17 protein-coding genes are annotated in these 20,339 nt (G+C 71.5%); 8 read left to right on the top strand and 9 right to left on the bottom strand.

All coding sequences use genetic code 11. The features are described 5' to 3' along the window. Positions 1-13 precede the first annotated feature (13 nt). Complete coding sequence (locus NP095_RS12640; RefSeq protein WP_232419442.1) at positions 14-469, top strand: MaoC family dehydratase; 456 nt, start codon at positions 14-16, stop codon at positions 467-469. 1 nt (position 470) lies between these two features. After that, positions 471-1,556, top strand: a complete 1,086-nt coding sequence (locus NP095_RS12635; protein ID WP_232419445.1) for an adenosine deaminase — start codon at positions 471-473, stop codon at positions 1,554-1,556. An 81-nt stretch (positions 1,557-1,637) separates the two neighbouring features. On the opposite strand, the gene NP095_RS12630 is transcribed toward NP095_RS12635, so the two are convergent. The 8 genes from NP095_RS12630 to NP095_RS12595 form a co-directional block, all read right to left on the bottom strand. Continuing rightward, positions 1,638-2,210, bottom strand: a complete 573-nt coding sequence (locus NP095_RS12630; RefSeq protein ID WP_232419448.1) for a uridine kinase family protein — start codon at positions 2,208-2,210, stop codon at positions 1,638-1,640. Between the two features lie 43 nt (positions 2,211-2,253). After that, positions 2,254-3,108, bottom strand: coding sequence for an aldehyde dehydrogenase family protein (locus NP095_RS12625; RefSeq protein ID WP_232419450.1), 855 nt, complete (start codon positions 3,106-3,108; stop codon positions 2,254-2,256). Beyond that, positions 3,105-4,544 carry an aldehyde dehydrogenase family protein gene (locus NP095_RS12620; protein WP_232419453.1) on the bottom strand — a complete coding sequence of 480 codons (1,440 nt, stop codon included), beginning with the start codon at positions 4,542-4,544 and terminating at the stop codon, positions 3,105-3,107. The genes NP095_RS12625 and NP095_RS12620 overlap by 4 nt, the downstream gene beginning before the upstream one ends. 4 nt (positions 4,545-4,548) lie before the next feature. Continuing rightward, complete coding sequence (gene deoC, locus NP095_RS12615; protein ID WP_232419457.1) at positions 4,549-5,454, bottom strand: deoxyribose-phosphate aldolase; 906 nt, start codon at positions 5,452-5,454, stop codon at positions 4,549-4,551. After that, complete coding sequence (gene tkt, locus NP095_RS12610; RefSeq protein WP_232419458.1) at positions 5,451-7,559, bottom strand: transketolase; 2,109 nt, start codon at positions 7,557-7,559, stop codon at positions 5,451-5,453. Before tkt ends, deoC begins: the two co-directional genes overlap by 4 nt. Before the next feature lie 67 nt (positions 7,560-7,626). After that, positions 7,627-8,778 (bottom strand): ROK family transcriptional regulator, encoded by a 1,152-nt coding sequence (locus tag NP095_RS12605; protein ID WP_232419460.1) that lies wholly within the window; start codon positions 8,776-8,778, stop codon positions 7,627-7,629. Between the two features lie 375 nt (positions 8,779-9,153). Further along, the gene (locus tag NP095_RS12600) at positions 9,154-10,770 is read right to left on the bottom strand and encodes a phospho-sugar mutase (RefSeq protein WP_232419461.1); all 1,617 of its coding nucleotides are present in this window, start codon (positions 10,768-10,770) and stop codon (positions 9,154-9,156) included. Between the two features lie 70 nt (positions 10,771-10,840). After that, positions 10,841-11,632 carry a purine-nucleoside phosphorylase gene (locus NP095_RS12595; protein ID WP_232419464.1) on the bottom strand — a complete coding sequence of 264 codons (792 nt, stop codon included), beginning with the start codon at positions 11,630-11,632 and terminating at the stop codon, positions 10,841-10,843. Between the two features lie 85 nt (positions 11,633-11,717). Here NP095_RS12595 and NP095_RS12590 point away from each other — a divergent pair, with 85 nt between their 5' ends. Continuing rightward, positions 11,718-12,287: a TetR/AcrR family transcriptional regulator gene (locus tag NP095_RS12590; RefSeq protein WP_232419465.1), complete on the top strand. Its 570-nt coding sequence runs from the start codon at positions 11,718-11,720 to the stop codon at positions 12,285-12,287. Positions 12,288-12,299: 12 nt separating this feature from the next. On the opposite strand, the gene NP095_RS12585 is transcribed toward NP095_RS12590, so the two are convergent. Beyond that, positions 12,300-13,589 carry an HtaA domain-containing protein gene (locus NP095_RS12585; protein ID WP_232419467.1) on the bottom strand — a complete coding sequence of 430 codons (1,290 nt, stop codon included), beginning with the start codon at positions 13,587-13,589 and terminating at the stop codon, positions 12,300-12,302. Between the two features lie 148 nt (positions 13,590-13,737). On the opposite strand from NP095_RS12585, the gene NP095_RS12580 reads away from it, so the two are divergent. The 5 genes from NP095_RS12580 to NP095_RS12560 are packed head-to-tail and all read left to right on the top strand — an operon-like array spanning position 13,738 to position 20,301. Beyond that, complete coding sequence (locus NP095_RS12580) at positions 13,738-16,659, top strand: HtaA domain-containing protein (protein ID WP_232419469.1); 2,922 nt, start codon at positions 13,738-13,740, stop codon at positions 16,657-16,659. Further along, complete coding sequence (locus NP095_RS12575; protein WP_232419472.1) at positions 16,656-17,753, top strand: heme/hemin ABC transporter substrate-binding protein; 1,098 nt, start codon at positions 16,656-16,658, stop codon at positions 17,751-17,753. Before NP095_RS12580 ends, NP095_RS12575 begins: the two co-directional genes overlap by 4 nt. Positions 17,754-17,763: 10 nt before the next feature. Continuing rightward, the gene (locus NP095_RS12570) at positions 17,764-18,801 is read left to right on the top strand and encodes a FecCD family ABC transporter permease (RefSeq protein WP_256766095.1); all 1,038 of its coding nucleotides are present in this window, start codon (positions 17,764-17,766) and stop codon (positions 18,799-18,801) included. Continuing rightward, the gene (locus NP095_RS12565) at positions 18,798-19,592 is read left to right on the top strand and encodes a heme ABC transporter ATP-binding protein (RefSeq protein ID WP_232419475.1); all 795 of its coding nucleotides are present in this window, start codon (positions 18,798-18,800) and stop codon (positions 19,590-19,592) included. Before NP095_RS12570 ends, NP095_RS12565 begins: the two co-directional genes overlap by 4 nt. A 49-nt stretch (positions 19,593-19,641) precedes the next feature. Continuing rightward, the gene (locus NP095_RS12560; RefSeq protein ID WP_232419477.1) at positions 19,642-20,301 is read left to right on the top strand and encodes a biliverdin-producing heme oxygenase; all 660 of its coding nucleotides are present in this window, start codon (positions 19,642-19,644) and stop codon (positions 20,299-20,301) included. Positions 20,302-20,339 lie beyond the last annotated feature (38 nt).

The following is a 20,339-nucleotide window of genomic DNA, read 5'->3' as shown; positions in this document are numbered from 1 at the left end:
TAGGTTCGGTGCCATGCGCATCCTGAACGACAGAGACGAGATCGCCGCTGCGGCCGGGAGCGAGCTGGGCGTCAGTCGGTGGACCGAGATCCACCAGGACCGCATCGACATGTTCGCCGACGCGACCGGCGACCGCCAGTGGATCCATGTCGACCCCGAGCGCGCGGCCGAGGGCCCGTTCGGAGCGACGATCGCCCACGGTTACCTCACGTTGTCGCTGCTGCCGTTCCTCGGCGCCTCCGTCTTCGCGTTCGCCGGCGACCGCGCCCGCGTCAACTACGGCCTCAACCGGGTGCGCTTCATGGCCCCCGTGCTGGTCAACTCCAAGGTGCGCCTGCGCGTCGAGGTGTTGGAAGTCCAGGACATCGAGAAAGGACAGCAGGTGACCTTGCAGCACACCGTCGAGATCGAGGGCAGCCCGAAGCCTGCCTGCATCGCCGAGACCGTCACCCTGCTGATGGACGCCTGACGTGAGGGCCACGACGGAGCAGATCGCCGCAGTCCCCAAGGTCGCGCTGCACGAGCACCTCGACGGTGGCGTGCGGCCCGAGACGGTCGCCGAGATCGCGCTCGAGATCGGCCACGACCTCCCGGCCGCGCCCGAGACGCTGGGCGCCTGGTTCGAGGAGGCGTCCTCGTCCGGCTCTCTGGAGCGCTACCTCGAGACGTTCCAGCACACGACCGCGGTCATGCAGCGGCCCGAGGACCTCGCTCGGGTCGCGCGCGAGGCCGTGCTCGATCTGGCGGCCGACGGCGTGGTCTACGCCGAGCTGCGCTGGGCCCCCGAGCAGCACCAGGGAGCCGGCCTCTCGATCGAGGAGACCGTCGAGGCCGTTCAGTCCGGCATCGACGAGGGCATCGCTCTGGTGCAGGCGCAGGGCGGCACGATGGTCGTGGGGCAGCTGCTCACGGCGATGCGCCACGCCACGCGGGGTCTCGAGATCGCCAAGGTCGCCGTCGAGTACCGCGATCGCGGGGTCTTCGGCTTCGACATCGCCGGCGCCGAGGACGGCTTCCCGCCGATCCTGCACCTCGAGGCCTTCGAGTACCTGCGCCGCGAGAACATGCACTTCACGATCCACGCCGGCGAGGCGTTCGGCCTGCCGTCGATCTGGCAGGCGGTGCAGCGCTGCGGCGCCGACCGGCTCGGTCACGGCGTGCGGATCGTCGACGACATCGACTTCACGGCGACGCCCTCGGCGCACCTGGGCCGGCTGGCCTCCTACATCCGCGACCGGCGCATCCCACTGGAGATGTGCCCCTCGTCGAACCTGCAGACCAGCGCGGTGCCCGGCATGACGTCGATCGCCGATCACCCGATCGGTCCGCTGGCCGAGCTGGGCTTCCGCGTCACGATCAACAGCGACAACCGCCTCATGAGCGGCACCTCGATCGGCCGCGAGATGAACCTGCTGACCGACGCGTTCGGCTACAGCCTGGGCGACCTGCGCTGGTTCACCGTCAACGCGATGAAGAGCGCCTTCCTGCCCTTCGACGAGCGCCTCACGCTCATCAACGACGTCATCAAGCCGGGGTTCGCCGCCCAGGTCGACTGACCGGATCCCTCCAGCCCCGAGATTTGCTCCCATTTCCACCTTTCAGACCCTCTGAAAGGTGAGTTTGGGAGCAAATCTGGCTTAGCGGGAGGTGAGGGCGCGGTACGCCTGCCGGGGGTGCATCGGCACGCAGCCCGCCGCGACAGCCTCGGCGATGACGCGTGGCTGGTCCTTCATGAGTCGCCAGCCTCGGCGGACCAGGGTCACCGGGGGCTTGCGCGACTCGCGCAGGTCGCGCGCCAATCGCAGGGCGAACACGAGCGGGCGTGGCCGGGTCAGGCAGATGGCCGCGTCGAGCACGCCCGCCTCGCGGCAGTCGTCGATGATCTCGGTCGCGAACAGGCCCTCGGCGATGAACCGGTCACCGGTCAGGACGACCTCGCGCGTGCCCGTGGCGCGACTGACCGAGATGTCGTAGACCGGCACCTGCGTGCGGCCCATGGTGCACAGCTCGTTGATGGCCCGCATGGCCGCCGCGCGGTCCCACGAGCCGGGGTGGTCCCAGTCGGCGATGCCGAGCGTGCTCAGCGGCAGCTCGGGGTGGTCGGCGGGATGGTAGAAGTCGTCCAGCCGCAGCACCGTCCACCCGAGCCGCTCGGAAAGGTGGGACTTCCCCGAACCGGAGGGACCGGCCAGGATCACGACGTGCGGCATGGACTCCAGCGTATCGAGGCGAACGGGCTGGTCAGACGGGTGGTCAGACGCCGATCGGGTGCCAGACGGTCTTGTGCTCCAGGAACGGCGTGATCCGCTGCAGCGACTGGGCCGTGGGGGTGCCCGGTCGCAGGACGCGCTTGAGGTTCACGGCGGCCTCGGCCTCGAGGTCACGTGCCACGTCGGCGTCGTCGACGCCGGTCAGGTCGAGCGCGTTGACGTCCAGGTGCGCGGCGAGCCACGGTCCGATCTCGGCGATGTCACCGGTGAGCATGTTGACGACGCCGCCGGGCACGTCGGACGTCGAGAGGATCTCCGACAGCGTGATGGCCGGCAGCGGGCGCTCGAACGACGAGATCACCACGGCGGTGTTGCCCGAGAGCAGCACGGGTGCCAGCACCTCGACCAGGCCGAGCAGCGACGACTGCTGCGGCGCGGCGATCACCACGACGCCCGTCGGCTCGGGGGAGGTCAGGTTGAAGAACGGCCCGTTGACCTGGTTGGCGTTGCCCGTCACCTGCGAGAGCTTGTCGGCCCAGCCGGCGTACCAGACCCAGGTGTCCACGGCGGCGTCCACGGACGCGTTCGCCTGCTTCTCGGTCACGCCCTCGGCGGCGCGGACCTCGGCGACCAGCTGGTCGCGCCGGCCCTCGAGGACCTCGGCGACGCGGTAGAGGATCTGGCCCCGGTTGTACGGGGTGCGCTTGGACCAACCGCCGAACGCCTTGCGCGCGGCCGAGACCGCGTCGCGGCCGTCCTTGCGCGAGGCCTTCGAGGCGTTGGCCAGGAAGCGGCCGTCCGAGGCGGTCACCTCGTAGGTGCGGCCGGACTCCGAGCGGGGGAACGCCCCGCCGATGAACAGCTTGTAGGTCTTGCGGACGTCGAGTCGGTCGCTCACTTGCTTCCCTCCAGGTAGGAGGCCAGCCCGTGCCGGCCGCCCTCGCGTCCGTAGCCGGACTCCTTGTACCCGCCGAACGGCGAGGCGGGGTCGAACTGGTTGAACGTGTTGGCCCAGACCACACCGGCGCGCAGCTGGTCGGCGATCGCGAGGATCCGCGAGCCCTTCTCGGTCCAGACGCCGGCCGAGAGGCCGAACGGCGTGTTGTTGGCCTTCTCGACGGCCTCGGCCGGGGTCCGGAAGGTCAGCACCGACAGCACCGGGCCGAAGATCTCCTCGCGGGCGATGCGGTGGGCCTGCGTGACGCCGGTGAAGATCGTCGGGGCGTACCAGAAGCCGCGGTCGGGAAGCTCGCACGGGGCGCTCCAGCGGGTGGCGCCCTCCTCGTCGCCGGCGGCGGCCAGGTCGCGGATGCGGCCCAGCTGCTCGGCCGAGTTGATCGCGCCCACGTCGGTGTTCTTGTCGAGCGGATCGCCCAGGCGCAGCGTGGCCATGCGGGCCTTGAGCCGCTCGAGGACCTCCTCGGCGACGCTCTCCTGCACCAGCAGGCGCGAGCCCGCGCAGCAGACGTGGCCCTGGTTGAAGAAGATGCCGCGGACGATGCCCTCGATGGCCTGGTCCATGGGCGCGTCCTCGAAGACGATGTTGGCGGCCTTGCCGCCGAGCTCGAGGGTGAGGTGCTTGTCCGTGCCGGCGACCGTGCGGGCGATCTCGCGCCCGACCGGGGTGGAGCCGGTGAAGGCCACCTTGTTCACGTCGGGGTGCGACACCAGCAGGCGGCCGGTCTCGCCGGCGCCGGTGACGATGTTGACGACACCGGCGGGCAGCTCGGCCTGACGGCACACGTCCGCGAACAGCAGTGCCGTCAGCGGGGTGGTCTCGGCGGGCTTGAGCACCACGGTGTTGCCGGCGGCCAGCGCGGGCGCGACCTTCCACGCCAGCATCAGCAGCGGGAAGTTCCACGGGATGACCTGCGCGGCGACGCCCAGCGGGCGCGGGTTCGGGCCGAGGCCCGCGTGATCGAGCTTGTCGGCCCAGCCGGCGTGGTAGAAGAACCACTGCGACACGAGGGGCACGTCGACGTCGCGCGACTCCCTGATCGGCTTGCCGTTGTCGAGCGTCTCGAGGACGGCGAACTCACGGCTGCGCTCGGCCAGGATGCGCGCGATCCGGAACAGGTACTTGGCGCGCTCGCGGCCGGGCATGGGGCCCCAGACCTTCTCGTAGGCGGTACGAGCGGCGCGGACGGCGCGGTCGACGTCGGCCTCGTCGGCCTCGGCCACCTCGGCCAGGACCTCCTCGGTCGCCGGGTTCACGGTCTTGAAGGACGTGCCTCCGCCGTCGGTGAACTCACCGTCGATGAACAGGCCGTAGCTCGCGGCGAGATCGACGATCGAGCGCGACTCCGGCGCGGGTGCGTATTCGAACTTGGGCATGGGATCAGTCCAGGGTCACGTAGTCGGGGCCGGAGTACCGGCCGGTGAGCATCTTCTGGCGTTGCATGAGCAGGTCGTTGAGCAGCGACGACGCCCCGAAGCGGAACCAGTCCGGGTCGAGCCAGTCCTCGCCGGCGATCTCGTTGACCACGACGAGGTACTTGATGGCGTCCTTGGTGGTGCGGATGCCGCCGGCGGGCTTGACGCCCACCTGGCGTCCGGTGGCGATGCGGTAGTCGCGCACGGCCTCGAGCATCAGCAGCGTCACGGGCAGGGTGGCCGCCGGCTGGATCTTGCCGGTGCTCGTCTTGATGAAGTCGGCGCCGGCGTCCATCGCCAGCCACGACGCGCGACGGACGTTGTCGTACGTCTGCAGCTCGCCGGTCTCGAGGATGACCTTGAGGTGGGCCGAGCCGCAGGCCTCCTTGACCGCCACGATCTGGTCGTGGACGGTGGCCAGGTCGCCGGACAGGAAGGCGCCCCGGTCGATGACCATGTCGATCTCGTCGGCGCCGTTCTCGACGGCGGCGGCGGTGTCGGCCAGCTTGACCTCCAGCGACGCGCGGCCCGACGGGAACGCGGTCGCGACGGCGGCGACGTGCACCTGGTCGCCGACGACCTCGCGGACGTACCCGGCCATGTCGCCGTAGACGCACACGGCGGCGGCGCGGGGGCACGACGGGTCGGTGGGATCGGGGCGCAGCGCCTTGGCGGCCAGCGCGCGCACCTTGCCGGGGGAGTCGGCGCCCTCGAGGGTCGTCAGGTCGACCATCGAGATCGCCAGGTCGATCGCCCACTGCTTCGACGTGGTCTTGATCGAGCGGCTGGCCAGCTGGGCCGCGCGGGCCTCGAGTCCGACCTTGTCCACGCCGGGCAGGCGATCCAGGCCGGCGATCAGGGTCTTGCTCATCGGGCGGTCTCCTCCTTGGGGTCCTCGCGGACGGTGGCGAGCGTACGGTGCACGGCACCGACGACCGCGTCGAGGGTGATGCCGCGCTCGGCGAGCACGAGATCACCGGCACCACTGGCACCGAATTCCTCGACGCTCACTATCTCACCGTTCGTCCCGACGTAGCGGTACCAGCCGGTGGCGGTGCCGGCCTCGACGCTGACCCGGGCGGTGATCGAGCGGGGCAGGACGGACTCGCGGTAGGCGAGGTCCTGCTCCTCGAACCACTCCAGGCACGGCGCCGAGACGACGCGCACGGCGAGGCCCTCGGCGGCGAGCGCCTCGCGAGCCTGCATCGCCAGGCCGACCTCGGAGCCGGTGGCGATGATGATCGCGTCCGCGGTGCCGTCGGTGTCGGCCAGGACGTAGGCGCCGCGGCGGGCGCCCTGGTCGGCGGGGACGGCGTCACCCACGACGGGGACACCCTGGCGGCTGAGGACGAGGGCGGTCGGACGGTCGCTGGTCAGCGCCCGCGTCCACGCGTCGACCGTCTCGACCCAGTCGGCCGGACGGACGACGTCCAAGCCCGGGATCGCGCGGTGCGCCCACAGGTGCTCGACCGGCTGGTGGGTCGGGCCGTCCTCGCCGACGGCGACCGAGTCGTGCGTCCAGACGTAGGTGACGGGCAGGCCCATGAGGGCGGCGAGCCGCACCGACGGGCGCATGTAGTCCGAGAAGACGAAGAAGGTCGCGCCGAACGGGTGCGAGTAGCCGCTGAGGGCGATGCCGTTGAGGATCGCGCCCATCGCGTGCTCGCGGATGCCGAAGTGGACCAGCGTGCCGTCGGGGCCGCCGGGCCACTCATCGCCGTCGTACTCGGTCGGGGTGAAGCTGCGCACCCCGGCGATCGCGACGTTGTTGGTCTCGGCGAGGTCGGCCGAGCCGCCCCACAGCCAGGGCAGCTCCGGAGCGATCTCGTTGAGGACGGCGCCGCTGGCGACGCGGGTGGCCTTGGCCTGCGGCGTGGCGCGCAGCGCGGCCAGCAATTCGCGGGCCTGCGGCGTCACGTCGCGCTCGCGCATGAGGTCGTGCAGCAGGGCGTGCTCGCGATCGGCCGCGCGCCACGCGTCGTACTGCTCCTGCCACTGCTCGCGTGCCCGCGCGCCGCGCTCACGCACGCGACGGGCGTGGTCGAGAGCGTCCTGCGGCATGACGAAGTGCTGCTCGGGATCGAGGCCCAGCGCGACCTTCGTGGCGGCGACCTCGGCCTCGCCCGGAGCACCGGAGTGGGCACCGGCGGTGCCGCCGACGGTCGGCATCGGGTGGCCGATGCGCGTGCGCAGCCGGACGAACACGGGACGGCCGGTGACGGCCAGTGCGGCGTCGTAGCCGGCGCGGATCGCGGCGGGGTCCTCGGCGTCGTCGATCTCGACGACCTCCCAGCCGTACGAGCGGTAGCGGCCGGCGACGTCCTCGGTGAACGCGATCGCGGTGTCGCCCTCGATCGAGATCCGGTTGTCGTCCCAGATCAGGATCAGACCGTCGAGGCCCAGCGTGCCGGCCAGGGACGAGGCCTCCTGCGAGACGCCCTCCGAGAGGCAGCCGTCGCCCGCGACGCACCAGGTGCGGTACCGGAACAGACCCTCCTCGGGGTCGGTGTCCGGCTGCAGCAGGGCGTGGGTGCGACGCGCGGCCATCGCCAGGCCCACAGCATTGCCGACGCCCTGACCGAGCGGGCCGGTGGTCGTCTCGACGCCCGGCGTGTGGCCCCACTCGGGGTGACCCGGGGTGAGGCTGCCGAGGGCGCGGGCCTTCTTGAGGTCGTCCAGCTCGAGGCCGTAGCCGCTCAGGTAGTGCTGCAGGTACAGCGAGAGGCTGGTGTGTCCGGCCGACAGGACGAACCGGTCACGGCCCGCCCAGTCGGGCTGCGCGGGGTCGTGGCGCAGGTACTCCTGGAACAGGACGTAGAGCGCGGGGGTGAGGCTGACGGCGGTGCCGGCGTGGCCGTTGCCCTTGGCCTGGACGACGTCCAGCGGCAGCACGCGAGCGTGGCGGACGGCCTCGAAGTCGAGCGGATCGGACCAGCGGTCCACGGGCGCGGGGGAGGAGAACTCGGAAGGAACCACCCGTCCACCGTAGGCGGGCGAACATCTTTTGTCTAACGCTTCACAAAAGCCCGTTGGGGCGCCTGCGTCAGGAGCCGACGAGGACCTCGACGCGCTCGGGCGAGAGGGCGGCGTCGGCGGCCATCTGGGCGGCGCCCAGCAGACCCGCATCGGCGCCCAAGGGGGAGGCGATCACCGACAGATCGGTGGTGGCCAGCGGGTGGGATCGCTCGAAGACGCGCTCGCGCACCCCGTCGACCAGCAGGTCGCCGGCCTCGGCGAGGTCGCCGCCCACGACGACCATCGCGGGGTTCAGCACGCCGACCGCCTCGACGACGACGTCGCCCAGGCGCCGGCCCGCGTCGCGCAGGCTGGAGAGTGCGTCGCGGTCGCCGCTTCGGGCCAGGGCGACGACGTCGGCGGAGGTCCGGACGTTGTGGCCGAGATCGCGCAGGTGGGCGGCGATGGCCCACGCGCCGGCCGAGGCCTCGGCGCACCCGAGCTGGCCGCACCGGCACTTCGGCCCGTCGTCGTGGGGGATGTGTCCGAGGTCGCCGGCGCCGCCCCGCGCTCCGTGCAGGACCCGGCCGCGCGAGATGATGCCGGCGCCGATGCCCATGCCGACCTTGATGACCAGCAGGTCGTCGGCGCCGTGGACGGCTTCGGAGCGCAGCGCACGGTGCACGCCCAGGGCGACCAGGTTGGCGTCCTTGTCGACCACGACCGGTGCGGTGATGTGCTCGCTGATCGGTGCGGCGACGTCGTACCCGTCCCAGCCGATCATCGTGGGCGGGCTGACCAGGCGTCCGGTGCGATGGTCGACGGGCCCCGGGACGCCGATGGCCACGCCGAGGACCGGGGGCACGTCGTCGGCCGTGAGGGCGTCGAAGGCGGCGAGCACGCGGGAGAGGACGGCGTCGGGCCCGTCGTCGATGGCGATGTCGTCGTCGAGCGCGGTCAGGACACGGCCGGCCAGGTCGGCCAGGCCGTACCGCGCGTGGCTGCTGCCGATGTCGGCCACCAGGAGGCTGCCGCGGTTCTCGGCGAGGTCGAACACACTGGCGGGCCGGCCGCCCGTGCTGCGATCCGCGGCCTCATGCCGGATGAGCCCGGCCTGGACGAGCGCCTCGAGACGGTGCGTGGCGGTGGCGCGGGAGAGTCCGGACAGCTCGACGACCTGCGCCCTCGTCAGCGGCCCGTGCCGCCGGAAGAGCGCGAGAACCTCGCCGTGTCCCGACACCCTGCCCGCCCCCTTCGTCCGTCACCGTGATCTTGGCGTCACGGTAGTACGTCACGAGGTCGGCATCCGCCGAGACCGCCCCGAAAAGGGTGTCTCCTCGAATTGACAGGCCCCCTGGGCGGACTGAGGCTTGATGGGAGTGGTGAGCAAGTCCGGCACCAAGGGTTCGTACGGGAGGGGGCGGCCATGCGCGATTCTCGTTGCGCTCACGCGGTTCTGCCCCACGGCGAGCCGACGCGGGTTCGACTCGCCCGCGCCACGGACGCCGCCGCCGGGGACTCCCTCGTCGTGAGCGCGGCATAGTCGCACTCCCTCGGCTCCTCTGCCGCATGACTCCGACGCCTCGGCGGCGGCCCGCCACTCACCGGGTCTGAATCAGACCAGACCCAGATAGGCCGACAGGTCGGCGATGATCGCGTCGACCGTGGCGGCCGCGGTCTCGCGAGCCTCCTCGAGACTGTCGCCGACCGCGGTCACGGCCTCGACGTAGCACTTCAGCTTGGGCTCGGTGCCGGACGGACGGCAGATGATGCGGCTGCCGCCGTCCAGCCCCAGTCGCACGCCGTCGGTGGGCGGCAGTCCTTGGTATCCCAGCTCGAGGTCGTCCAGCGACGTGACCGCGACGCCGGCCAGCGTCGCCGGAGGATCGGTGCGCAGCCGCTCCATCGCCGTCGCGATGATCGACAGGTCGTCGACCCGGACCGCGAGCTGGCCGGTCGCGTGCCAGCCGTGACGACGGTAGATGTCGTCCAGCAGGTCGAGGAGGGTGCGGCCCTGGGCCTTGAGCGAGGCGGCCAGCGCCATGATCAGCACGGCGGCGGACATGCCGTCCTTGTCCCGCGCGATGTGCGGAGCGACGCAGTAGCCCAGCGCCTCCTCGTAGCCGAAGACGAGCCCCTCGACCTTGCCGATCCACTTGAAGCCGGTCAGCGTCTGCTGCCACGGCTGCTGGTGCGCGGCGGCCTGGCGTCCCAGCAGGTCGGACGAGACGATCGAGCACGCGTAGGTGCCCTCGACGCCCCGGCTCAGCAGCGACTCGGCCAGCAGCGCGCCCACCTGGTCGCCGGTGAGCATCCGGTGCCCGCCCTCGGTGCGGACGCCGACGGCGCACCGATCGGCGTCCGGGTCGTTGGCGATGACGACGTCTGCGTCGACCGAGGCCGCCAGCTCGAGCGCGAGGTCCATCGCGCCAGGCTCCTCGGGGTTGGGGAAGGCGACCGTCGGGAAGGCGGGGTCGGGGCGCGCCTGTGCCTCGACGACGTGGAGGTCCGCGAACCCGGAGCGCTCGGCGACCTGTGCCATCGAGTGTCCGCCGACGCCGTGCATCGGCGTGTAGGCGACCACGAGCTCGCGAGGTCCGTCCGGGACGAGGGCCGCGACGGCGTCGAGATACGCCTCGGCCACCTCGGGTCCCAGCACCGTGTAGCCGGTGTCGCGACCCAGCTCGTCGACCCGGCCGACCGCGTCGATGCAGGCGGCGATCTGACCGTCGACGGGCGGCACGATCTGGCTCGTGTCGGCGAGGTAGACCTTGTAGCCGTTGTCGCGCGGCGGGTTGTGCGAGGCGGTGACCATGACGCCGGCCGAGGCGCCGAGGTGCCCGATCGCGAACGCCAGCACCGGCGTGGGCAGGTACTCGGGCAGCAGCAGCGCGCGCACGCCCATCGCCTGCATGATCTCGGCGGTGTCGCGGGCGAAGACGTCGGAGTTCGTGCGGGCGTCGTACCCGATCACGACGCTGGGCTCGGGCGCGGTGTCGAGCAGGTGCCGGGCCAGGCCGGCAGCGGCGCGGGCCACCGTGACGCGGTTCATCCGCATCGGACCGGCGCCCAGCTCGCCGCGCAGGCCGGCGGTGCCGAACTGCAGCCGGCCGGCGAAGCGCGCCGCGATCTCGGCGCCGTCGCCCGTGTCGATCAGGGTGGTCAGTTCGTCACGGGTCTGCGGGTCGGGATCCTGCGAGATCCAGTCCCGGGCAGCGTCGAGCGGGTCCATCCGTCCACCGTATCCGGGCGGGGGACCGGGCGACATCGCGCCGCCGACTGGGCGCGAGACGCCGTAGCCCTCAGACGCGGGGGAGCAGGTCGGCGAGGAGCGCGCCCATGCGCGTGGCGGCGGACTTGCCGGCCTCGAGCACCTCTTCGTGGTTCAGCGGAGCGTCCGAGATGCCGGCGGCGAGGTTGGTGACCAGCGAGATGCCGAGCACCTCCATGCCGGCCTCGCGGGCCGCGATCGCCTCGAGCGTGGTGGACATGCCCACGAGGTCGCCACCGAGCACGCCCGCCATCTTGACCTCGGCCGGGGTCTCGTAGTGCGGTCCGGGGAACTGGACGTAGACGCCCTCGTCGATGTCCGGCTCGACCTCGCGCACGAGGTCGCGCAGGCGCTTCGCGTACAGGTCGGTGAGGTCGACGAAGTTCGCGCCGACGATGGGCGATGTCGCGGTCAGGTTGATGTGGTCGCTGATGAGCACCGGCGTCCCGGGTGTCCAGGCCGGGTTGAGGCCGCCGCAGCCGTTCGTCAGGACCATCGTCCGGACGCCGGCGGCCGCAGCCGTGCGAACGCCGTGGACGACGGACGCGACGCCCTTGCCCTCGTAGAAGTGGGTGCGGCCCAGGAAGACCAGGGCACGCAGGTCGCCCACGCGGACGGAGCGGATCGTGCCGCCGTGTCCGGCGACGGCCGGCTTGCTGAAGCCGGGCAGCTCCTCGGTCGGGATCTCGAACTCGGGCTCGCCGAGGGCGTCGGCGGCCGGCAGCCAGCCCGACCCCATCACCAGGGCGACATCGTGGTCACCACCTCCGGTGCGGTCACGCAGGACGTCGGCGGCTTCGCGGGCGAGTTCGTAGGGGCTCACCGGCTCAGCCTATCGACCGCTGTCGGCGTGGACGCGGGCGCGCGGCCGACCGGCCGGTCGGGAGCGGCGCGGGTAGCCTACGAGCGTGCCGAAGATCATCGGAGAGTCGCTGGAGGAGCATCGCGTCGCCATGCGACGGCGGGTCTTCGACGCGTTGGTCGAGCTCCTGCAGGACCGCCCCTTCGACGCGATCACGATGGCCGATCTGGCGGCGCACGCGAAGGTCGGACGCTCGTCGCTGTACAACCACTTCAAGGACAAGGAAGCGGTCGTCGTCGCCTTCGCCACGGAGGAGACGGGTCGCTACCTCGACCAGTTGAACGAGTCGCTCGCCAACCAGACGACGCCCACCGCCCGGCTCGAGACCTACGTGCGGCATCACGTCGACACGTCGAAGGACTTCCACATCGGGCTCGGCCCGGAGCTGCGCGCCATGCTGTCGCCGGAGTCCGTGATGGCGATGCGCGAGCACGTCGTCGCGGTCGAGCAGGTGCTGCGCCAGATCCTCATCGACGGCGCGGCGCAGGGCGAGTTCGCCGTGGACGACGTCGACGCGATCGTCTCGCTGCTGCACGCGACGCTGTCGGCCAGACATGCGTCGGCCGACACCACCACGAGGTTCGTCCTCGCAGCAGTGTCGGCCGATCGCGACTGACAGGTCAGCGGGTCACTTGGTGACCTTGACCGTCCCCACCTTCACGTAGCCGCGCTTCGTGTAGTTGGCGTTGCCGAGGTAGGCGGCGCGAACCGTCCACTTGCCCTTCGCGAGCTTCGGCAGGGTGGCGGTGCGCTTGCCCTTGACCAGGTTGACCGTGACGTACTTGCTCTTCTTGCCCTTGGTCAGCTTGACGCGGACCTTGCCGGTCGGAGCCGCGCCGCCGGAGACGCCCTTGACGCTGACGACGGCCTTGCCCTTCTTCTTCGAGGTGGGCTTCTTGCTGACCTTGACCTTGGCCTTGGAGGCGGCGACCTTGGCGATCTTCACGGTGACCGTCCGGGCGGAGGCCGAGAGGTTCACGGCGTTCGGGGCGAATGTCACCGTGTAGCGCTTCGTGCCGGCGGTGAGGTTGCGCGGCAGGGCGAAGCGGACGGTCTGGCCCGCGGCGGCGTTCTGGCTGCCGAGTCCCGCCACGCTGACGCGGCCGGCGATCGGAGCGGTGACGCTGATGGCGCCGCCCTTGCCGTACCGGGTCGAGACGTTCGCGGCCGAGGCCGAGTGGGCCGCCGGGATCGACGCGGTGAAGCGGGCAGGCGCCTTGGCGTCCGAGCCGCTGGTGAAGTAGAAGTGCGCACGGGTGCCGGGGTACAGGGCCTCGAGGAAGTCCGGGTGGAAGGACTTGCCGTCGACCGGTCGATCAGCGGCGGTGATGCCCAGGGCCGTGGCCTCGGGGCTGCCGGCGGGCAGGACGCCCGCCCAGTTCGGCGTGCTGGTCAGCGTCTTCAGGCCACCGACGGTGCTCCAGGTGGAGGCGCCCGCGGAGAACTCCGTCACTGTCACGCGCTTCGGCGGGGTCGAGCCGGGGGGCGAGGAGGGGCCCTGGGCCTGGAACTGCTCGGAGGAGACCTCGGCGGTGATCTGGCCGGCGCCGTTCGCCGAGACCTCGACGGTCGGGTTGGCGACGGTGACCTCGTAGTAGCGCGTGCCGGTCATGACGAAGGCTCCGGTGACCGAGCCCTTGTAGTCGACCTCGGTGATGCCGGTGCTCGCGTCGTGGGACGTCGCGCCCGAGACGAACGAGACGGTCCCGTCGGCCGTCTCGGTCGCGCCTCCGCCGAGGGTGCGGTCCGCGAAGTGGTTGGTGAACTGGTCGGAGATCTTCCACTGGAGGGTGGAGCCACCGGCGGGGGCCGCGGCGTGGGCGGTGGTGGGCGCGAGGGCCAGGACGCCGGCGGCCAGTGCCGTGGCGGTCGTGGCGGCCAGCAGGCGTCGCCCACGGGTCAGGGTCGAGGGGGTCATGCAGTTCCTTTCGAGGAGGCCGGCGCACCCGTCGGCCGCGGTAGGTAAGGCACACCTTATACTCGCTCAAGTTAGCCTCACCTCACTGGGTCCCCGGCCGGACCCGACGGGAGAACCTGTGTCAGACCGGACTGCAGAAGCGCCTCGGATGCGATCGCTCTTCGCCGTTGTTCTCGCTGCCGCGCTGTGCTTCGTCGCGGTGCCCACGATGCGCGCGGACGCCGCCGCCGAACCGTCGACCCCGGTCACGGGGGGCACGATCTCGTGGGGCGTGAAGGAGTCGTTCCGGTCCTACCTCGGCAGCCCGTTTGCCGGTGGCGAGGTCACGCCCTCCGGTCCGGCGACCGACGACGGCACGCAGACGACGTTCCCCCAGGCCTCCGGAGCGTGGGGCTCCGGCGCGTCCTTCGAGGCGAAGGGCGCGGTGCGATTCACCGCCCATGCCGGCGTCCTCGACTTCACCCTCGCCTCCCCGCGGCTCGAGGTGGACGGCAACAAGGCGAAGCTGTTCTTCGACGTCACGGTCAAGAACGACGCTGCCAAGTCCGTCCACTTCGCCGACGTCGACCTCGCGGGTCACCAAGAGGTGCAGGGCACGACGGTCCGCATCAGCGGCGCGCCCACGACGCTGACCGCCGGGGGAGCGGGCGTCCTCGGCGCCCAGTACGAAGAGGGCCAGGCGGTCGACGGCTTCGACGCCAGCCTCCAGCTGGCCGCAGCGCCGACCCCCGAGCCCACTCCGGGAACGACCCCCGAGCCCACTCCGGAGCCGACGACCGAGCCCACCCCGGAGCCGACGACCGAGCCCACCCCGGAGCCCACCCCTGGCCCGCAGGAGCCGGTCTCGGACCGGGTCACCGGCGGCACGATCTCGTGGGGCATCAAGTCCTCGTACCGCGGCTACGTCGGCATGCTGGCCGACGGCTCGATCACGACGACCGCACCCGCGACCCTCGACGGCGGCCGGTTCGTCTTCCGGCAGCCCTCGGGCACCTGGGCGAAGAACACCGTGGACGCCGGCGCGAAGGGCGTCGTTCGCTTCCGCGGGCACTACGAGGGCGACCACTACGCCATGAACCTGACGCTCTCGTCACCGCGCATCGTGTTCACCACCGGTGGCGGCGGCAAGGTCGTCATGGACGCGATCAACAGCGAGGGCGAGACGCTCAAGGGTGTCACCGTCGCGACGCTCGACCTCAAGGGCCGCGTGACCACCGCGAAGGGCAAGGTCACGATCACCGACGCGCCCGCGACGCTGTCCGTCGCCGGCAACAAGCTCTTCGCCTACCGGGGAAGCCCCTTCTACAAGCCGGGCGACGCTCTCGATCCGGTCAGTGCGACGTTCGACGTCGAGAACGCCGTGGGCCTCGACTTCGGTTCGACGCCCACCAAGCCGTCGCGCCCGGGCGGCGCGGACCAGCCCGCGAAGCCGGACTCCAGCAAGCCCGCCAAGCCCGCGAAGCCCGGCGTCGACCGCGAGCGCGCGGCGGCCAAGCGCGGCGGCAAGGTCGGCGAGCTGAGCTGGGGCGTCAAGGCCAGCTGGAACACCTACGTCATCGGCCCGATCGCGAAGGGCACCGTGTCGGTCTCGGGCGGCGCCACCGCCGCGGGCGGCGCCTACCGCTTCGGCCAGGCCTCCACGACGGCCACGCCGCCGAACGCCACCGGCACCACGTCCTACGGCGGCGCCGTGAGCTTCTACGGTCACGACGGCACGCTCGATCGCACGGTCTCGCAGCCGTCCGTCCGCGTCACGTCCCCGATCTCGGCCGTGCTCAGCGCGAACGTCAGCGGCATGGGTCGGCTCGACATCGCCACCCTGAACCTGAGCCATGCGCGCAAGAGCACCGAGACCGGCTGGGTCCGCTACGCGGGCGCCCCGGCGACCCTCACAGCGGCCGGCACGGCGGTCTTCGCCTACAAGGGCCGTGGCTTCTACCCGCAGGGCACGGTGCTGGACCCCGTGACCTTCTCGGTCGGCACGGTCGCCGCCGCGCCCCCCGCCGGCGGCACGACGCGGGTCGCCTCCGCCAACGCCAAGGACGAGTGGACGGCGCCGCCCGCCCCGCCCGCCGCGGCGGGCCTGGTCGTCGAGCAGGACGAGATCCAGGCGGGCGACGAGGTCACGGCCTCGGGCACCGGCTTCCTGCCGAACGAGACGGGCATCCGCGTGGTGCTCTACTCGACGCCGGTCGTCCTGGCCGACAACGTCACCGCCGACGCCACCGGCCGGGCGACCTGGACCGGCACGATCCCCGCCACCGTCGAGCCCGGGAAACACACTCTGACGTTCCAGGGCTCGGTCGATCGCGGTGTCGTGATCGACGTCGCCGCGGCGGACGAGATCGTCGGCTGCAAGCTGACCGAGGGCCGGCTCGACTGGGGCTTCAAGGAGTCGTTCCGCGCCTACGTCTCGGGGGCCATCGCCAACGGCGACTGGACCACTCGCGACGGCGCCAGCTACGAGACGCCCGAGTTCACCTGGTCGAAGGGCGCCGGCGTGCTGGACGAGAAGACCCGCGCGGGCGAGCTCGGCTTCGGCGGTGCCATCGAGTTCACCGGCCACGACGGCGCGCTGGACACGGTGATCGAGAACCCGGTCGTCCGGTTCACCGACGAGAAGGCCGCGGTGCTCACGGTCGACTACACCGGCGGCACCATGGACGCGGCGGTCGCCGGCAAGAACGACAGCCGCACCCTCACGGGCGTGCCGTTCGCCGACCTCGACCTGGCGGCGGGCGACCGCACCCAGCAGGGCGACCGCGTGACCATCAGCGACATCCCGGCCACCCTCACCAGCGCCGGCAGCGCCGCGTTCTCGAACTACGAGGCCGGCACCGGGCTGGACCCGATGACCCTGAGCTTCACGGTGTCGAAGGACTGCGGCACGGCCGCGGCGACCGCCGCCGACGAGGAGCAGGCCGTCGTCCTCGATCCCGAGGAGTTCGACACCACCTCAGGTACCGCGCTGCCGCAGTGGGTCCCGTGGGTCGGGGGCGGGCTGCTCGGCGCGCTCGCCGCCATCGGCGCGACCGTCCTGATCATGCGCCGCCGGGAGGTCAAGGCATGAAGCGCCTCGTCGCGACACTCGCCTCGGTCGTCCTGACCGCCTCGCTCGCCGCATGCGGCGGAGCTGCCGATGGCAGCGACCCCGGCGAGGGCGTCAACCTGCCGCCCCTCTCCGAGCTCGAGGCGAAGCAGGCGCCCCAGGACATCACCGGGCCCAGCACGGCGATGCTGTCCGAGCGCGAGGTCGAGCCGATCGACGTCGGCGAGCAGCCGACGCTCCCCGCCACCGTGACCTCGCACGTCCGCTCCGGCGACGTGAAGGTCAAGATCACCGACACCTCGCGCATCGTCGCGTTCGACATGTCCGGCTCGATCGCCTCCACCCTCTTCGGGCTCGGTCTCGGCGACCAGCTGGTCGCCCGCGACCGGTCGACGGACTTCCCCGGCGCCGAGAACCTGCCCCTCATCACCTCCGAGGGTCACGCAGTCAACGCCGAGGCCGTCCTCGCGCAGAAGCCGACCGTCATCATCACCGACGGATCGATGGGCCCGCGCGACGTCGTCGAGCAACTGGCCGACACGGGTGTCCCCGTCGTCTTCGTCGAGCGGGAGTCGACCTTCGACGGCGCGGTCCGCCTCGCCCGCGACGTGGCCGAGGTCGTGGGCCTGCCGAAGACCGGCGCGGCCCTGGCCGAGCGCCTGCAGACCGACATCGACGACGCGCGGGCGCAGGTCGAGCGCTTCGTCCCCGAGAAGAAGTCCGAGCGCCTGCGCATGGTCTTCCTCTACCTGCGCGGCAACTCCGGCGTCTACTACCTGTTCGCCGACGACTCCGGCGTGGGCGATCTGGTCAAGTCCCTGGGCGGCGTCGACGTCGCCAAGGAGCTGGGCTGGAAGGCGATGCAGCCGCTCACCGACGAGGCGATCATCAAGGCCAAGCCCGATCTCATCCTGTTGATGACGCACGGACTGGAGTCCTCCGGCGGCATCGACGGACTGCTCGAGGAGAAGCCGGCGATCGCCCTGACGCCCGCCGGCCAGACCAAGCGCTTCGTCGACATGGCCGACGGTGACATCCTCGCGTTCGGTCCCCGGACCGCCGGTGTCGTCGAGGCCCTCGGCCGCGCGATCTACGTCCCGGAGGCGCAGAAGTGATCCGCACGTGGTGAGCACCGGTCGTCGCACGCTGGTCCTCGTCGGCTTCGCCGTCCTGCTGGTCGCCGGCACGTTCGTGTCGGCGACCGTCGGGCAGTTGCCGGTCAGCATGCGTGACGTCGCGGGCGCCCTCCTGCACGGGATCGGCATCGACACCTCGTGGCGCCCCGATGACACGATCATCGAGCAGACGCTCCTGCAGATCCGCTTCCCGCGCGTCACGATGAGCATCCTCGTCGGCGCCACGCTGGCGGTCGCCGGTGCGGTCATGCAGGCGATCTTCGGCAATCCCCTGGCCGAACCCGGTGTCGTCGGCGTGTCCGCCGGCGCCGCTCTCGGCGCGGCCGCCGCGATCGCGTTCGGCCTCACAGCGTTCGGCGGCTGGGCGGTCGCGATCATGGCCTTCGCCGGCGGCTTCGCGGCGACGGTCCTGGTCTACGCCACCGCCCGGGTCGGAGGCCGCACGGAGGTCGTGACCCTGCTGCTGACGGGCATCGCGGTCAACGCGTTCGCGGGTGCCGGCCTCGCCCTGGTCATGTTCGCGGCCGACACGGGCTCGCGTGAGCAGATCGTTTTCTGGCAGCTCGGCTCGATGAACGGCTCACGGTGGAGCGAGGTGCTGATCGTCGGCCTCATCGGCCTGCCCACGTGCCTGGTCGGCATCGCGCTGGCCCGAAAGTACGACCTGCTCTCGCTGGGCGAGCGCACGGCGGCGCACCTGGGACTGCGGGTCGAGCGACTGCGCGTCGGGTCGATCCTGCTGGTCGCCCTGCTGACCGGCGTGGCCGTCGCCTTCGCCGGGATCATCTCGTTCGTGGGTCTCGTGGTGCCGCACCTGGTGCGCATGCTGCTGGGGCCGTCGCACCGCACGCTGCTGGTGGCGAGCATGCTCGGCGGCGCCGCCCTGCTGGTGTGGGCCGACCTGCTGGCCCGCACGCTGGTCACGGGCTCGGACCTGCCGATCGGCCTGCTGACGTCCCTCATCGGCGGACCCTTCTTCTTCTACCTCGTGCGCACGACGCGCGCGAAGGCCGGGGGATGGGCATGAGCGCCGCCTACGAGGTCCGCGGCGTCACGTGCCGCCTGGGCGGCCGCGAGATCGTGCACGGCGTCGATCTGGACGTCCACCACGGCGAGGTGCTGGCTCTCGTCGGTCCGAACGGCGCCGGCAAGTCGACGCTGCTCGGCACCCTGACCGGCGACGTCGCCGTCGAGAGCGGCGAGGTCCGGCTCCAGGGCCGTCCGCTCGCGCAGTGGTCACCTGCCGACCTGGCCCGGGCGCGTGGTGTGCTGCTGCAGGCCAACCAGGTGTCGTTCCCGTTCACGGTGCGCGAGGTCGTCGAGATGGGTCGCTCCCCGTGGGTGGGTCGCACGACGGCGGAGCAGGACGACGCGGCGATCGCCGAGGCCGTCGACCGCACCGACATCGCCCATCTGCTCGATCGCCCGTTCACGGCCCTCTCGGGTGGTGAGAAGGCCCGCGCTTCGCTGGCACGCGTGCTGGCCCAGCAGACCGACGTCGTCCTGCTGGACGAGCCGACGGCCGCGCTGGACCTGCGCCACCAGGAGGAGGTCATGGTCGTCGCCCGTGACCTCGCTGCTGCGGGCCGCGCCGTGATCGTCGTGCTGCACGACCTGTCGCTGGCGGCGGCGCGCGCCGATCGGATCGCGATGCTCGCCGGTGGCCGCATGGTCAGCGTGGGCACGCCCGCCGAGGTGCTGACGCCCGAGCGCGTCGAGTCCGTCTACGGCATCGCCGTGCACGTGCTGACCGACACCCCGGACGGCCACCTGATCGTCGTCCCACATCGTGGTCTTTCGGACACAGTGTCATCTTGATCTGACAATGTGTCATATCATTGAGGCACATCCACCAGAGAGGGCGATCATGACCGTGCTGCCGACCGAAACCGGGCTGTCCGTGCTGATGCGCGAGGGGTCCCAGGCCGAGCACAAGGACGCCGAGAGTTCCAACTTCATGTCGTTCCTGCTCGACGGCAAGGTCAACGAGACCGGCTACACCGAGTACCTCGCGATGCTGCGCCCGATCTACGCCGCGCTCGAGTCGGTGGGCGCCGCGCTGGCGGACGACCCGATCGCCGGCGCCGTGATCGACCCGGCCATCCATCGCCTCGCCGCGATCGACCAGGACCTCGCGTACTGGTCCGGCGCCGCCGGTGTGCCCGCGATCCAGAGCTCCGCCGTCGACCGCTACGTCGCCCGCGTCGAGGCCTCGGCCGCCGATCCCGTGCTGTTCGTCGCGCACCACTACACGCGCTACCTGGGCGACCTGTCCGGTGGACAGGCGATCGGCCGGATCCTGGCGCGCACCTTCGACCTCCCCGAGGGCCAGGGCATCGCGTTCTACCAGTTCGACGCCGTGCCCAAGCCCAAGCCGTACAAGGACGCCTACCGCGCCGCGCTCGACGCCCTGCCGCTCACCGAGCGCGACCAGCAGCGTGTCGTCGAGGAGGTCAAGGTCGTCTTCGGTCTGAACGGTGGCCTGTTCGAGGAGCTCTCGACCCAGCTGCCGCGCTACGCCCGCTGAGAGACCCTCGCGGGAGTCCTCCGCCGGATGCGGGACAA

The sequence above is a fragment of the Aeromicrobium duanguangcaii genome, from assembly GCF_024508295.1.
Classification (GTDB): domain Bacteria; phylum Actinomycetota; class Actinomycetes; order Propionibacteriales; family Nocardioidaceae; genus Aeromicrobium; species Aeromicrobium duanguangcaii.
This window is presented reverse-complemented; position numbering and strand designations above follow the sequence as displayed.

Excerpts from the sequence above, each read along its gene's own strand:
- NP095_RS12640 (WP_232419442.1), top strand. The coding sequence starts at position 14 with ATGCGCATCCTGAACGACAGAGACGAGATCGCCGCTGCGGCCGGGAGC.
- NP095_RS12630 (WP_232419448.1), bottom strand. The coding sequence starts at position 2,210 with ATGCCGCACGTCGTGATCCTGGCCGGTCCCTCCGGTTCGGGGAAGTCC.
- NP095_RS12620 (WP_232419453.1), bottom strand. The coding sequence starts at position 4,544 with ATGCCCAAGTTCGAATACGCACCCGCGCCGGAGTCGCGCTCGATCGTC.
- deoC (WP_232419457.1), bottom strand. The coding sequence starts at position 5,454 with ATGAGCAAGACCCTGATCGCCGGCCTGGATCGCCTGCCCGGCGTGGAC.
- NP095_RS12600 (WP_232419461.1), bottom strand. The coding sequence starts at position 10,770 with ATGGACCCGCTCGACGCTGCCCGGGACTGGATCTCGCAGGATCCCGAC.
- NP095_RS12585 (WP_232419467.1), bottom strand. The coding sequence starts at position 13,589 with ATGACCCCCTCGACCCTGACCCGTGGGCGACGCCTGCTGGCCGCCACG.
- NP095_RS12580 (WP_232419469.1), top strand. The coding sequence starts at position 13,738 with ATGCGATCGCTCTTCGCCGTTGTTCTCGCTGCCGCGCTGTGCTTCGTC.
- NP095_RS12575 (WP_232419472.1), top strand. The coding sequence starts at position 16,656 with ATGAAGCGCCTCGTCGCGACACTCGCCTCGGTCGTCCTGACCGCCTCG.
- NP095_RS12565 (WP_232419475.1), top strand. The coding sequence starts at position 18,798 with ATGAGCGCCGCCTACGAGGTCCGCGGCGTCACGTGCCGCCTGGGCGGC.
- NP095_RS12560 (WP_232419477.1), top strand. The coding sequence starts at position 19,642 with ATGACCGTGCTGCCGACCGAAACCGGGCTGTCCGTGCTGATGCGCGAG.